Genomic DNA, 13,680 nt, shown 5'->3' with positions numbered 1-13,680 from the left:
CCGCTACGACTCGCCAAGTGGACGCCTGAGCAGGTAGGTGTCCATGATCCAGCCCTTGCGCTGCCGCGCCGCCTCGCGCACCTGCACGATCCGCTCGGCGACCTCATCGAGTCGACCGGCAATCAAGAGCTCGTCGGCGGTGCCCAGATAGGCGCCCCAGTAGATATCCAGGTCCTGCCCGAGAAAACGCTGGAAGCTGCAATGGGCATCGAGCATCACCAGCACATTGTCCAGGTCCGCCACTTCCAGGCGCCGCCCGGTGGTGATACGGATCGGCTCGCCAATGCGGTTGAGCGGCACTCGGTGCCGCGCCGCCAAGGACTGCACGCTACTGATCCCGGGAATCACTTCGTAGTCGAACTGCTCGCAACCGTTATCGACCACCCGCTGCAGGATCCGCAACGTACTGTCGTACAACCCAGGATCGCCCCAGAGCAGGAAAGCGCCGCACTCACCGTCGGCCAACTCTTCGCCGATCAGGCGGGCAAACAACTGCGCCCGCTGCTCATGCCATTGCTCGACGCCTTCGCGGTACGAGGGCGTCGAACCGTCGCGCAGCGGATCCTGGACCTGGACCAGCCGGTAACCCGGCGTCTCGATATAGCGCTCGCAGATTTCCCGACGCAGGCGCAACAAGTCGTCCTTGGCCTCGCCCTTGTCCAGCAGAAAAAACACCGAGGCTCGATTCAGCGCCTTGATGGCCTGCACCGTGATCTGTTCCGGATCACCGGCGCCGATACCGATCAACAGCAGTTTCTTCATAGCCTGTCCTCAGCGGGGATACGTGCCGGGGATTATCGGTCAATCGCGGCAAAATGCATCCCGCCCGCGCCTACCAGATCGATAGGTTGTAACTGACGATCAACCGCGTCTCATCCATATCACGGGAAAATTTCTGGTAATTGCTGCGGTAGGTGGCGTTGCGCAAGCGCAGGCTGACATCCTTGAACAGGCCGCTCTGCACCTGGTATTTCAGTTCGCTGTCGCGCTCCCATTCCTTGCCCGCCGAGTTTCGGCCCAGCACCTTGATATGGTCGCCACTGACATAGCGCGTCAGAAAACTCAGGCCATTGATACCCACGGCCTTGAAATCGTAGTCGTAACGCAACTGCCAGGAACGCTCCTGGGCGGCGGCAAAATCGTTGACCTGCACATAGTTGACCAGGTACGGATTGCTGCCATCGAGGTAAGGCATCGAACTGTCGCCGCTCATACGCTGCCAGCCCGCACTGAATTTATGGCCGACCACCGCGTAGTTCAGCAGCGCACCCACGGCCCGGTTATCGATACGCGATGCGAGGGCCTTGCCACTGTCGGCGCTTTTGATCAGCCGCAAGTCCGCGCCAAGGACGCCGGCACCCAGGGGCTGACTGGCCTGTAGACCGAGGAAGTGCTGGCGATAGATATCCTCCAATTCGCCATAGTGGTACTGGACGTTGAGCCGCTCGCCAAAGCGGTAGTCCAGCCCGTACATATCGAAATGCCCGGTACTGATGCCGCAACCATAGCGCTTGTTCTTACAGTTCAGGCGCACCTCCTCGCGGTCGGTGGAGTCACGGGCGGTATAGCGATCCAGCCGCGCGGCCATGAACTTGAGGTGGCGAATCTCCTCGGAGTTGAGCAGCGCGCCATTGAACGCGGTAGGCAGCAGACGGCCATCGTTGTACTTGAGCAATGGCAGATCGGGCAGCAAGGTGCCGTATTTCAACACGGTGTGCGACACCCGGACCTTGGCGGTTGCGCCGAGCTTGGCGTATTGATCCTCGGACCCGCGAGGATCCTGGCCACGGGACGGCAGCAAACCGGAGTTACTGCGATCGGCCGCAGAATCCAGCTTGAGTCCGTACATCCCCAGCATATCGACGCCAAACCCGACCACACCGGGGGTATAGCCCGACTGCAGATCGAGAATAAAGCCCTGGGCCGATTCCTCGCGCTTTGACGCTCCCTGGGGGTTGGACGTGTGGCCATCGCGAAAATCACGATTGAAATAGAACGTACGCGACTCCAGCCGGGCGTGGCTGTCCTCGAAAAAGCCGCTGGCTTGACCCTGAACGGGGAAAAATACACAAACAGCCAGCGTCCCCAGGGCAATCGCTTGACCCCGTGGAGCACTGTGGAAAAAGCGGGACATCGAGACAAACTCCAACGACCAGACACTGCGCCGACAGGCGCAGCCATCCGCTGCATGGATAGTTTCATGGCAGCAGAATTGATTGAATTGATAATGACCCACCATCATGGCAGATGGCTTGTATTGGCTACAGGCGACCTTGGTCGAACAGGCTTGATCGGCAATAAAGCCTGTTAGGCTAGCGCTTTAACGATTCAGGTACGGGAACACACCATGCTCCACGCGCTACTGTTCGACCTCGACGGCACCCTGACCGACACCGACGGCTTGCACCTGCTGGCGTTGCAACAACTGCTCCTGGAAGAGGAAGGCCGGGTCTTCAGCCGCGAGGCGTTCGAGGCCCATGTCAGTGGTTGCGTCAATGCCGCCATGTGCCACTACCTGTTTCCCGGGCGATCCATCGCCGAACATGAAGCCTTTGCCGAACGCAAGGAAGTGCGTTTTCGCCAGCTTTCCCAGCATCTGGCACCGCTGCCGGGGCTGGTTCACTTGCTCGATTTTGCTCGCGAGCGCGAGATTGCCATGGCCGTGGTCACCAATGCCCCACGGGCCAATGCCGAACATATGCTCCAGGCCCTGGGCCTGCGCGAACGCTTCGAGCCTGTACTGGTGGCCGAAGAGTTGGCCCGCGCCAAGCCGGACCCGCTGCCCTACCTGACGGGCCTGCAACGCACCCACGCCCGGGCCGAACAGGCGCTGGCATTCGAAGACTCGGTCCCCGGGCTCAGCGCCGCCGTGGCGGCCGGTATCACCACGGTGGGCCTGGCCACCAGCCAGAGTCGCGAAACCTTGCTGGCCCACGGTGCCGCGCTGGTGATCGAGGACTTCAATGACCCGGCGCTATGGGCACTGCTTGAGCGTCGCCTGGGCTGACGGGTCGGCCCCAGCCTATTGACTGGAGCGGCGGCCCCTTGCGTCGCTCCCTGGGTTTAGCCAAAGTGCAGCTCTTTGCGCCAGGGATGAATCGCCATGTTTACCGCTCCGTTGAAACACACGTATCGGGCTCTGGCCCTTGTGCTGGCCGGGGTCGCCAGCGCCAATGCCGCCGATTTCCCGGATGCGGCCGCCAGTGACCCGGTCAAGCTCGGCTGGATGGTCGGCGCGCCACCACCGGCTGATCGCCAGATTCGCTTTGAAGACGGCAGCTATTACCGCTTCCCGGCATTTCGCTGGAGCGTCGCCCATTTCCGTCAATTGATGCCGACCATCAATGTGTCCCGTGGCCTTGGTGCGCCAGTGCCCCTGGCAACCGCGCTGCGCAAGGATATCGACGCCATCAGCTTCACCCCCCTGGGCAGCCAGCAGAAAATGACCTGGGAGCAATCCCTGGCGGCGGCCTACACGGACGGGATCGTGGTGCTGCATCGCGGGCAGATTGTCTATGAACGCTACTTCGGCGCCCTTCAAGCCGATGGCCAACATGGGGCAATGTCCGTAACCAAATCCGTGATGGGCACGCTGGGCGCGACCCTGGTGGCCGAAGGCAAACTGGATGCGAATAAGCAGGTCAGCGCCTATGTGCCCGAACTGGCGCAGTCGGCCTTTGGCAATGCCACCGTGCGCCAGGTCCTCGACATGACCACCGGCCTCAAGTTCAGCGAAGACTATGCCGATCCCAAGGCCGAAGTCTGGGCCCACGCCCAGGCCGGCAGCCCGCTGCCCAAACCCAAGGACTACACCGGGCCGCGCAGTTACTTCGAATTCCTGCAGACCGTGCAGCCCCAAGGCAAACATGGCGAAGCCTTTGCCTACAAAACCGTCAACAGCGACGTGCTGGGCTGGATCATCGCCCGGGCCACCGGACGCGACGTCGCCCAGTTGCTGTCGGAGCGCATCTGGAGCCGCATCGGCGCCGAACAGGATGCCTACCTGACCGTTGACTCCACCGGCACCCCGTTCGCCGGCGGCGGCCTGAATACCGGCCTGCGCGACCTGGCCCGCTTCGGCGAGCTGTTGCGCAACGATGGCCGGTTCAATGGCGAACAGATCCTGCCTAAGGCCGTCATCGAAGATATCCGCCGCGGCGGCGACCAGCAGCAGTTCGCCAAGGCCGGCTACACCCTGCTGCCGGGTTTCAGCTACCGCGACATGTGGTGGGTCAGTCATAACGACCACGGCGCCTATATGGCGCGCGGCGTCCATGGCCAACGCATCTATATCGACCCCAAGGCCGAAATGGTCATCGTGCGCTATGCCTCCCACCCCATCGCGAGCAACTCGGCCAATGATCCGGTGACCCTGCCGGCGTTCGAGGCCCTGGGCCGCTACCTGCTCGACCCGGCGCCACGCTAGGGTCTTCTCAAGCCTTGAACTGCTCGACCTGACGCTGCAACTGCGCCGACAGGTCGGCCAGTTCATGGCTCGCCTGGGAGCTTTGCCGCGAGCCTTCGCCCACCTCTCCCAGACTCTCCTTGACGCTCAGGATATTGCGATTGATTTCGCCGCCCATCGCGGCCTGCTCTTCGGTGGCCAGGGAGATTTTCCCGCTCATCTGGGCAATGCGCTCGACCGAGCTTTTGATTGCTTCGAAAATCGCCCGGGACTCACCCGCCTGCTCAGCACTGCTGCGCGCCTGGCTACGTGCCTGATCCATGGTCTGCACGGCCTCGCGGGCCGAGCCCTGCAATTGGCCGATCATCTGGCTAATCGATTCGGTGGCCCGCTGAGTGTGTCCGGCCAAGCTGCGCACTTCATCCGCAACCACGGCAAAACCCCGTCCGGCCTCACCCGCGCGCGCTGCTTCGATGGCCGCATTGAGGGCCAGTAGATTGGTCTGATCGGCCACCGAGCGAATCGTGACCAGCACCTCGCCAATCCCCTCGGAACGCTGCCCCAATTGTTCGATCACCCGCGTGGCGGTATCCACCTGTCCTGCCAGGACCTCGATGGCCAACAGATTGTCGTGCACGCGTTGGCTGCCATCACGCACTCGATCATCCGCCTGCTGCGCCTGCGCGGAAGTTTGCTGGGCATTCCCGGCGACGGCCTCGATAGCCACGTTCATCTGCCCGATGGCCGTGGCCACCAGCAGGGTTTGCTGTTCCTGGGCCATCGTGTTGCTACTGACCAGCGCATTGACACGGCTCATTTGCTGCGACGAGGACGCCAACTGGCTCGCGGCCAGGCTCAGATCAGCAATCAGCGCCTGGAATCGCGCGATCATGGCGTTAAAGTCCTCGCCAAGTCGGCTCAACTCGTCCGTACCGTCCAACTCGACACGTAGGCGCAGGTCCGCCTGCTCGCCAATGCGCTGGATCACCTCGCAGACATGCCCCAGGGGCTGGCTGATAGAGCGATAAATCAACCCGCCCAACCCACCCAGCACCCCGATCAACAGCACGCAACCGATGATGTAGTACTGCTTCAGCCGGTCGAAATCGGCCGCCGCCCGCAGGCGAAAGGCATTGCCATACTCCAGCTGAAAAGCCGACAACTGCGCCAGGACCCGTTGCACAGGCTCGTAGGCGGCATTCGTTTGGCGTTCAAACGATGCGACATCCATCGCGCGTAACTGGCCATTGGCAACATGGTCCAGGTGCTGGATCGCGTGTTTACGGGCCTCGGGTATCCTGGCATTGGCCTCATTGACCAACTCGCGCTCGCGGCCCTCGATGGAAGTCAGCAGATACGCGGCCCAGATGCGCTCCACCTGCTCCAGGTTCATCTTTACCGCACGCTCAAAGGCCGCCCCCTCCAACTGCCCTGCCCGATACTGGCGAGGCAGGTCGACCAGGCTCGCCGCGTAGCCATCAGCGACTTCGCGCAATTGCTGCATGGGCACCAGGCGATCGGCGTACAGGCTGTCGATCCCGGCATTCAGACGACTCATCTGGCTCAGCGAAATCAAGGCCACCACGAGCAACGGCACCAGTGACAGCAACGACAGCCACAGCAACCGCTGCTTGACGGATATTCGATTCAGTTTCAGTCCATGACTCAAGGTCCACTCTCCTGGCGCACACTCCAGGCCTGGCCGCACAACGCGGTGTACGACAGACCTGTGCGGATTAAGCAGGCCCACCTCCTGATCGCGACCGGAATGCATGTCGAAAGCCGCTACAGCCCGAGCACAACCCTGCGCGATATGAAAGCGCCTGCATGAAGGGCCGCAAAGGTACTACGGGCTATTGGCCATCTACACAGCGTCCAGGGCCGTTGACTATTGCCGGATAAATCACCCGAAACGACAAATGAAAAAACCTACAAGCAATGAAGAATTACCCCTGAAAACAAAAAGAAAATAGGCAGATGCGTATGCAAAAATGCCTACACTTCTGCAGAAGTGCAGCACCCTGGAAGGTAAACCTCCTACAAAGCATGGACCGGATGCCTGGCATGCAATATGCCATCAGTTTTTTTGCATAGTGTTTCAAGTAATCCGTTTCCAACCCTGATGGAGCCCACCCCCTGTGGATATTCTTAGCCTGCTCAGTGAAAGGGCCCAGCCGCTTTCCAGCACCACCGCCGCCAATGGGCGCCTGCTTGGCCTTTCCGCCAGCCTTAGCGACCAACTGGGCTATGCCAGCGCAGAGCTTGTGGAGCAACCGCTCGAACGCCTGTACAACGCCGATTCGGCCCAGGCCTTGCGCCAATTGTTCGCCAATCCGCCCGCGGACGAGCGCGTACAGAGCCTGGAACTGACCCTGATCCGGCGCAACGGCGGGCTCCTGCCGGTGATTGCCAGCGGCCTATTGCAATGGCGCTCGCAGCAACCTGCGCAGCTGCATCTGCTGATGATCCCCCTGGGGGCGTTGGGCCATCAGCTGCGCGAGATGCGCAATGCCAATGAAGTGATGAACCAGATGCTGTTCAGTGCCAAGGTTGCCTACTGGTGCATCGAGTTCGCCCAGGCCGTGGATACTCACAATTCGCCGGACGAGATCGTGCGCCAGGTGTTTGAAAACGACTCCCACTGGCGCATGTGCAACCGGGCCATGGCCGGGGTCTATGAAATGCCTTCCGATGTCGACTTCAATCAACAACCCGTCCGGCTCTACTGGCCCCGCAGTCCGGCCAACGAAGAGTTTGTCCGACGCCTGATCGAATCTGGTTTCAGCGTCGACGGCGCCTTATCCGTGGACCGGCGCCACGACGGCTCCCCTGCCTATGTGGAGAACGATGTGCGCGCCACCATCGTCAATGGGCAGTTGTTGCGCATGTGGGGCAGCATCCGCGATGTCAGCCAGGAGCTGCGCATGCAGCACGACGCCGAACAACGTATCGAGGCCCTGCGCCGAGTGTTCGATGCCGTGCCCGATGCCGTGCTGGTCATCGACGAAACCCGGCAACCGCAATGGCGCAATGCTGCGTTCGAACAAACGTTCGGCATCACTCATGGCATCGCTATCGCCCAGACCCTGCTCAATCAGGAGCTGGCGGAACGTACCTGGCAACAACTGCCCTTGCCCGACCAGTACGGCCGCGTGCTGCATTTCAACGTGCATTGCTCGCGTATTCTGATCCGTGAAGGCGTGGCCTGGCGGGTCGCGGTGCTGCGTGAAAGCCGTGACGGCGCGGCGCACGTCGAAGAGTTGCACCCATGAAAGACCGCCACCTGCTTCCCCCCCTGCAAATGGGCATGCGCTCCTCCGTCAGCGTCAGCAGTGAAATCCTCGCCGTACTGCTGGAAACCCCGGCCCTGCATGCCCTGCTCGACACCTTCGCTGACGCCCTGGTCATCAGTGACGGCGAAGCGCGGGTGCGCTTTATCAATCTGGCCGCCGAACGCCTCAATCGCCTCTCCAGGCAGCAGGCCATCGGCTTGTCCGACAGCGAATTCTTCGAACGCTCAGCCCTGAACTACGACGAGTTACAGGCAGCGCTCAATCGCGGCAGCAACAGCGCCCTGACCCGCTCACGCGAAGGCCGTGTACTGCTGGCCAGCACTCAGGCGCTTCCCACCGGCCCCTATGAAAAACCCTTCAGCCTATTGAGTCTGCGTGACAGCGACGCCGGCAAATCGGTACGGCGCTCGCCCTTGAGCCCGCGCCCGGTCGAACCCGACGGGCTGAGCGACCCCCAGGACAATGCCCTGCACCTCTCGCCGCTGCTGTCGAGCATTGCCGACACCGGCGTACGTGCCTTTCGCCGTCGCGCCCGGCTGTTGTTACTGGGCGAGCCCGGCGTGGGCAAGACCGCCATTGCCCGGCATATCCATCGAGCTGCCGGCTGGGGCGACCGGCCCTTTATCCACGTCAATTGCGGCAGCATTCCGGAAAGCCTCTTTGAGTCGGAGATGTTCGGGTATGAGCGCGGAGCCTTTACCGGGGCCTTGCAGGGCGGCAAGCAGGGCTATATCGAAGCTGCATCCGGGGGCACACTGTTTCTCGATGAAATCGGCGAAATCCCGCTGCATGTCCAGGCCAAACTGCTCAAATTTCTGGAAGACAGTACCATCCAGTCAGTAGGCTCGCCCTTGAGCAAGACCGTACAGGTCCAGGTCATTGCCGCGACCAACAAGGACTTACGCCAGCAAGTCAGCCTCGGCGCCTTTCGCGCCGACCTCTATTACCGCCTGGCGGTGCTGCCGGTGGAAATTCCGCCGCTACGCGAGCATCTGGACGACTTGCCGTTTTTGATCGATATCCTGCTCAGCCGCATCAATCGCGACCGCGAGCCTTCACTGAGCCTGTCCAGTTCCTGTCGCAAACGCCTGATGGGCTATGACTTCCCCGGCAATATCCGTGAGCTGGTGAATATCTTCGAACGTCTGGCGGTGTTGGCGGATGACGAAGCACAGGAACACCATCTGCCTGCGGAAATGCTCGGGCCGCTGCCCGTCGTCGCTGCTCCTGGTAGCCAGCCCGAGCAGGATGGGCAGCACCTCAAACGGCAGGTCCAGCAGTTCGAACGCCAGGTCATCCTGCGCGCCGTGCACTTGTGCGGCAGCAAGCGCAAGGCCGCCCAGCACCTGGGCATCGATATCGGCACGCTGATCCGCAAGCTGCAACGCGACTGACCCCGCCACCGACACAGGGATGTGTCGCCACTGCTGCGATACCGCATACACATCTTGTCACATATGCCTATTCAGGCCCTTTCCATAAAATTAAAATCCTTATAAATCAAATATATAAGTAATTGGCATAGCCTGTGCTTCTGCTTCTTTCAATCCCGCTGCGTGCGTGGATCTTCGACAGAACCGGCCGTCCGTTATCGAGCCGGCAGCCAGGAGGAACAATAAGAATGTTGATTACCGGGATCAAAAGCCGACCGGTCTACGACCAGTTGCACCCTTTGCCAGGAGGCCTGCACCACATAGTCGCCGGCCAGGGCAGCGGCGGCCGGGCCATGCTCCGACTGCTCGACGCTCTGCAGGGACAGGACGCTCCCGTCACCCTGCTCTACTCCCAGGAATCGTTTTCCGGGCACGACCACCTCGCCGCCCTGCAAAACACCCGCTGCCAGGCACTGCGAGTCCATGCCAGCAACCAGGCGCTGATCGAAGACCTGCGGGCGCTGCTCGGTGCTGCGCGCATGGGCACCCGTCTGTACCTCGCCGGGTCCGAGAGTTTTCTGGGCAGCGCCATGCAGGTCGCCACGCCGTTCGACCTGAACCGCGACGAAGTGCTGCGCGAACATTCCGGCACCCTGGTGCGCAGGGTCTGGTGCGTGCATTGCGACACCTACACCGAAAACGTCACCCAGCGCGTCTACGACTGCCCCGGCTGCGGCGTGACGCTGGTGGTGCGCGACCACTACTCCCGGCGACTGGCGGCCTTCCAGGCCGTCAAGGCAGATGCCGAAGTCCCCGGCGAACTGCCACCGGCCGAGGAGCTCGACACATGAGCCAGCAAAACGGAACCCTGAACCTGCGCGTCGCGCGGATCGAAACAGTCACCCCTGAAATCAAGCGCTTCACCCTTGTCTCGCCGGACGGCGCCCATTTGCCAGCCTTTTCCGGCGGCAGCCATGTGGTGGTACTGATCGCCAATGAGCGCAATACCCTACGCAACCCCTACTCGCTGCTGAGCTCGCCCTACGACACCAGTTGCTATCAGATCGCTGTGCGCCGGGTGGTCGACGGTCGCGGCGGCTCCAATGCCCTGCATGATCGCGTCAGCGAAGGCGAATTGATAGAAGTCACCCCTCCGGTCAATCTGTTCCCGCTGGTCAAGCAGGCACGCCTGCATCTGTTTATCGCCGGCGGCGTCGGGATCACTCCGATGATCTCGCAACTGGAAGAACTGCGCCTGAGCCAGGTGCCCTTCGAGCTGCACTACGCGGTACGCGGTGAAGCACATGCGCAACTGGGTCTGGAGCTGCAGGCCATTTATGGCGAGCAGGTGCACCTGTACCGCAAGGGCGTGGAGGCACGCCTGGATATCGCCGCCGTGCTTGCCAACCGGCCCCTAGGCAGCCATGTCTATGCCTGCGGCCCGGATAGCATGATCGACGCGACCCTGGCCTGCGCCCGAAGCCTGGGCTGGACCGACAGCCATGTGCATTTCGAGCGTTTCCTCGAACAGAGCAGTGGCGGCGAAGCCTTCAGTTTCACCCTCGGGCGCAGCGGCGCGACCATCGAAGTATCTCCTGACCAGAGCATGCTCGAAGCCGTCGAAGCAGCTGGCTACAGCCTGCCGTACCTATGCCGGGGCGGGGCCTGCGGGCATTGCGAGACCGTGGTCTTGGAACTCGACGGCGAGTTGCTGCACAGCGACGACTGGCTATGCGAAGAAGACCGCCTGGCCAACCAGAAAATCATGCCTTGTGTGTCCCGGGCCAAATGCAACCGCCTGGTTATCGACCTCTGAGCGACGGAAACAGAACAATGACAATCCAATTCAAGCCCGACGAAACCTACCGCGACGACTACACCTTCGCCAACAGCCCGCAGACCATTGCCCGCGCGCCCTTCCCGTTTCCTGACGACGACTACATGTACTCGATGAACCTTGAGCCCCACGTCTCGGTGGGCGACGGTGCGTTCCGCGCGGCATTCGACATTGACGAGCACTACATCAGCGAATGCCGCGACCGAGCCATCACCCTGGAGAAAGACCCGGGCATGCACTACGTCTCGGCGCCACACATGATGGAAGCGCAATGGGACCTGCTGGAACTGATCATGGAGTGCTACGCCAGGGACTATCCGCAGTATTTCCGCCTTGAGCGCGAAGGCCGTGAATGGCATTGGGTCAACCACCTGCTCGACATCGACGACCGCTTCACCTTCGGCGACCCGACCACCCTGCCTTACGAACCCATGGAATACATCACCCGCCAGGCACAGGGCGATTGGGTGCTCCAGGAGGAGCGCGATGGAACCCTCTACTGGGGTGCGGGCATTGCCACCCAGCGCGCCGACTATTCGTTGCGTTTCAATCTGGGCATGAGTTGGGAGGAATTCCACGGCCCGGTGCCGCTGGTCAAGGAAATCGGCATGCTCGACCGGGCGCTTAAGTTCTTGCTGCGCCTGCGCACCGGCCACCCGGTACGCCGCCTGAACTGGTCGCTGACGGTCAACCCGCGCCTCGAAGTCTCGGCCGAAAGCCTGCCGGAATGGGCGCCGGACCGCACCATGGTGACCGCTGAAAATGCCGGCAAGCTGGTCTACCTGCGCATCGAATTGCAGCCCCTGCACCGCTTGCCGCGCAGCAACGCCATCGTCTTCCCGATCCGCACCTACCTGCTGAGCCTCGAAGATATCGCCACCCACCCCGACTGGGCCCGCCGCATGCACCGGGTACTCAAGGGGCTGAACCAGCAGTTGGTCGACTACAAGGGCTTTGCCCGTTACCGCGATGCGGCCGTCGAGTGGCTCTCCCAATACGACGACGGTCGCTGACCCAGACGTACCCGCGCCTGGTTCGCGGCCTTAGCACGATCACAACAACAAGCTCGACACGAGCAACGGTGGGCCCACCCACCGACTTTGAAAACACCTGCCATTGATAATGAGGAAATAACATGAGTGGCTCATCCACCTCGCGTGCAAGCGCCGAAGCTGACCGGGATGCGGAACAACTCCGTGCCCTGGGCTACAGCTCGGATTTCAACCGCAGCATGAGCCTGTGGGAGAACTTCTCCCTAGGCTTTACCTACCTCTCGCCCGTCGTCGGGGTCTATACCCTGTTCGGCCTGTGCCTGGCCGCTGGCGGCCCGCCGATGTTCTGGTCGTACCTGCTGATTGGTGCGGGCCAGTTGCTGGTCTGCCTGATCTTCGGTGAAGTGGTTTCCCAGTTCCCAATCTCCGGCGGCGTCTACCCCTGGGCCCGCCGCCTGGTCGGCAAGCGCTGGGCGTGGATGGTCGGCTGGGTCTACGCCTGGGCCCTGTGCGCCACCATTGCCGGGGTCGCCGTCGGCGCCGGGCCGTACCTGGCGCTGATGCTCGGTTTCGAGCCAAGCGCTCAGGCCAATATCTATATCGCGCTGACGCTGATCCTGCTGTCCACCGCGCTGAACCTGGTAGGCACCAAACTGCTGGCCCGGGTAGCGATGTTCGGATTTCTCTGTGAGCTGGTCGGGGCGATCCTGGTCGGCGGCTACCTGCTGATCTTCGAGCGTCATCAGCCGTTCAGCGTGCTGTTCGATACCTTCAACTTGGAAGTCAACGGTTCCTACCTGCCGGCCTTCCTCGCCGCCTCCCTGGCCGGCCTGTTCCAGTACTACGGCTTCGAGGCCTGTGGCGATGTCGCCGAGGAAACCCCGAACCCTGGCAAGCGCATTCCCAAGGCCATGCGCATGACCATCTATATCGGCGGTGCGGCGGCGATGTTCGCCTGCCTGGCATTGATCCTGTCGGTGCCGGACATGGCCAAGGTCCTGGCCGGCGAAGACACCGACCCGGTGGCGACCATCCTGGCCAATGCCTTCGGCCCGATTGGCTCGCGCCTGGTGATGGCGGTAGTGATGGTGTCGTTCATCTCCTGCGTACTGAGCCTGCAGGCGGCGGCGAGCCGTTTGTTGTTCGCCTATGCACGCGATGAAATGATCGTCGGCAGCACTCAGCTTAAGCGCCTGTCGGCCAATCATGTGCCATCGGTGGCCCTGCTGGTTACCGGCCTGGTGCCGGCGGCGATTGTTTGCCTGGGCATGTTTATGGCCGATGCGGTCGCGACCATCGTCGGCTTTGCCGCCATTGGTATCTACATGGCCTTCCAGTTGATCGTGGTCGCGGCGCTGATCGCCCGGGCCAAGGGCTGGCGGCCCAATGGCCAGTTCACCCTGGGAGCCTGGGGGATCTGGGTCAATCTGGCGGCACTGGTCTACGGGGTTTGCGCGATTATCAATATGGTTTGGCCACGGTCACCCGAGGCACCCTGGTTTATCAACTACGCGATGATCCTGACCACTGCGGTGGTCATGGGTTGCGGCCTGCTCTACATGCTACTGGGCAAGCCTTACGACAAGGGCATGGCGCCGGCCGGTGATGCCTGGAAGTTCTCGCGCGCCACCGCTGCGGGCGAAGCCACGCCGGAACTGGCGTAACCCGAAAACCTGTAGGTGCGAGCTTGCACGCGAGTTGCAGCGTCTTTGGCATCGCTGGAGATCGCGAGCACGCTCGTGCCTACATAAACTTAATAAGAGTCACGGAGCCCAAGCGC

At 61.9% G+C, this 13,680-nt stretch carries 11 protein-coding genes; 8 read left to right on the top strand and 3 right to left on the bottom strand.

From position 1 onward, the window contains the following. Positions 1-3: 3 nt before the first annotated feature. Together cobF and NPS46_RS22470 are read right to left on the bottom strand one after the other, a co-directional pair. Positions 4-762, bottom strand: coding sequence for a precorrin-6A synthase (deacetylating) (cobF, locus tag NPS46_RS22475; RefSeq protein WP_274111137.1), 759 nt, complete (start codon positions 760-762; stop codon positions 4-6). A 70-nt stretch (positions 763-832) separates the two neighbouring features. Further along, positions 833-2,134 (bottom strand): OprD family porin, encoded by a 1,302-nt coding sequence (locus NPS46_RS22470; RefSeq protein ID WP_274111135.1) that lies wholly within the window; start codon positions 2,132-2,134, stop codon positions 833-835. Between the two features lie 213 nt (positions 2,135-2,347). Between NPS46_RS22470 and NPS46_RS22465 the strand changes: the two genes are divergently transcribed. Continuing rightward, complete coding sequence (locus tag NPS46_RS22465; protein ID WP_274111133.1) at positions 2,348-3,007, top strand: HAD family hydrolase; 660 nt, start codon at positions 2,348-2,350, stop codon at positions 3,005-3,007. A gap of 96 nt (positions 3,008-3,103) precedes the next feature. Further along, positions 3,104-4,426 carry a serine hydrolase domain-containing protein gene (locus NPS46_RS22460; RefSeq protein ID WP_274111131.1) on the top strand — a complete coding sequence of 441 codons (1,323 nt, stop codon included), beginning with the start codon at positions 3,104-3,106 and terminating at the stop codon, positions 4,424-4,426. Positions 4,427-4,433: 7 nt separating this feature from the next. Here NPS46_RS22460 and NPS46_RS22455 read toward each other — a convergent pair whose 3' ends face one another. Next, a complete protein-coding gene (locus NPS46_RS22455; protein ID WP_425312779.1) occupies positions 4,434-6,179 on the bottom strand; it encodes a methyl-accepting chemotaxis protein in 1,746 nt (581 codons plus the stop codon). Between the two features lie 364 nt (positions 6,180-6,543). Between NPS46_RS22455 and NPS46_RS22450 the strand changes: the two genes are divergently transcribed. The 6 genes from NPS46_RS22450 to NPS46_RS22425 all read left to right on the top strand — a co-directional run bounded on the left by NPS46_RS22450 (position 6,544) and on the right by NPS46_RS22425 (position 13,564). Then, positions 6,544-7,677, top strand: a complete 1,134-nt coding sequence (locus tag NPS46_RS22450) for a PAS domain-containing protein (RefSeq protein WP_274111127.1) — start codon at positions 6,544-6,546, stop codon at positions 7,675-7,677. Next, a complete protein-coding gene (locus tag NPS46_RS22445) occupies positions 7,674-9,092 on the top strand; it encodes a sigma-54 interaction domain-containing protein (protein WP_274111125.1) in 1,419 nt (472 codons plus the stop codon). Before NPS46_RS22450 ends, NPS46_RS22445 begins: the two co-directional genes overlap by 4 nt. Before the next feature lie 227 nt (positions 9,093-9,319). Next, positions 9,320-9,922, top strand: a complete 603-nt coding sequence (locus tag NPS46_RS22440) for a dimethylamine monooxygenase subunit DmmA family protein (protein WP_274111124.1) — start codon at positions 9,320-9,322, stop codon at positions 9,920-9,922. Then, positions 9,919-10,887: a PDR/VanB family oxidoreductase gene (locus NPS46_RS22435; protein ID WP_274111122.1), complete on the top strand. Its 969-nt coding sequence runs from the start codon at positions 9,919-9,921 to the stop codon at positions 10,885-10,887. The genes NPS46_RS22440 and NPS46_RS22435 overlap by 4 nt, the downstream gene beginning before the upstream one ends. Before the next feature lie 17 nt (positions 10,888-10,904). Beyond that, positions 10,905-11,921: a heme-dependent oxidative N-demethylase family protein gene (locus NPS46_RS22430; protein ID WP_274111120.1), complete on the top strand. Its 1,017-nt coding sequence runs from the start codon at positions 10,905-10,907 to the stop codon at positions 11,919-11,921. Positions 11,922-12,043: 122 nt separating this feature from the next. Next, on the top strand, positions 12,044-13,564 hold the full coding sequence (locus NPS46_RS22425; RefSeq protein ID WP_274111118.1) for an APC family permease: 1,521 nt from the start codon (positions 12,044-12,046) through the stop codon (positions 13,562-13,564). Positions 13,565-13,680: the final 116 nt, after the last annotated feature.

It is taken from the genome of Pseudomonas putida (assembly GCF_028682395.1).
GTDB lineage: Bacteria > Pseudomonadota > Gammaproteobacteria > Pseudomonadales > Pseudomonadaceae > Aquipseudomonas > Aquipseudomonas putida_AB.
Note: the sequence above shows the minus strand (reverse complement) of the source record. Positions and strands in the feature narration are given on the sequence as shown.

Coding starts and splice junctions, on each gene's coding strand:
- NPS46_RS22445 (WP_274111125.1), top strand. CDS start 7,674: ATGAAAGACCGCCACCTGCTTCCCCCCCTGCAAATGGGCATGCGCTCC.
- NPS46_RS22460 (WP_274111131.1), top strand. CDS start 3,104: ATGTTTACCGCTCCGTTGAAACACACGTATCGGGCTCTGGCCCTTGTG.
- NPS46_RS22435 (WP_274111122.1), top strand. CDS start 9,919: ATGAGCCAGCAAAACGGAACCCTGAACCTGCGCGTCGCGCGGATCGAA.
- NPS46_RS22455 (WP_425312779.1), bottom strand. CDS start 6,179: ATGCATTCCGGTCGCGATCAGGAGGTGGGCCTGCTTAATCCGCACAGG.
- NPS46_RS22425 (WP_274111118.1), top strand. CDS start 12,044: ATGAGTGGCTCATCCACCTCGCGTGCAAGCGCCGAAGCTGACCGGGAT.
- NPS46_RS22465 (WP_274111133.1), top strand. CDS start 2,348: ATGCTCCACGCGCTACTGTTCGACCTCGACGGCACCCTGACCGACACC.
- NPS46_RS22440 (WP_274111124.1), top strand. CDS start 9,320: ATGTTGATTACCGGGATCAAAAGCCGACCGGTCTACGACCAGTTGCAC.
- cobF (WP_274111137.1), bottom strand. CDS start 762: ATGAAGAAACTGCTGTTGATCGGTATCGGCGCCGGTGATCCGGAACAG.
- NPS46_RS22430 (WP_274111120.1), top strand. CDS start 10,905: ATGACAATCCAATTCAAGCCCGACGAAACCTACCGCGACGACTACACC.
- NPS46_RS22470 (WP_274111135.1), bottom strand. CDS start 2,134: ATGTCCCGCTTTTTCCACAGTGCTCCACGGGGTCAAGCGATTGCCCTG.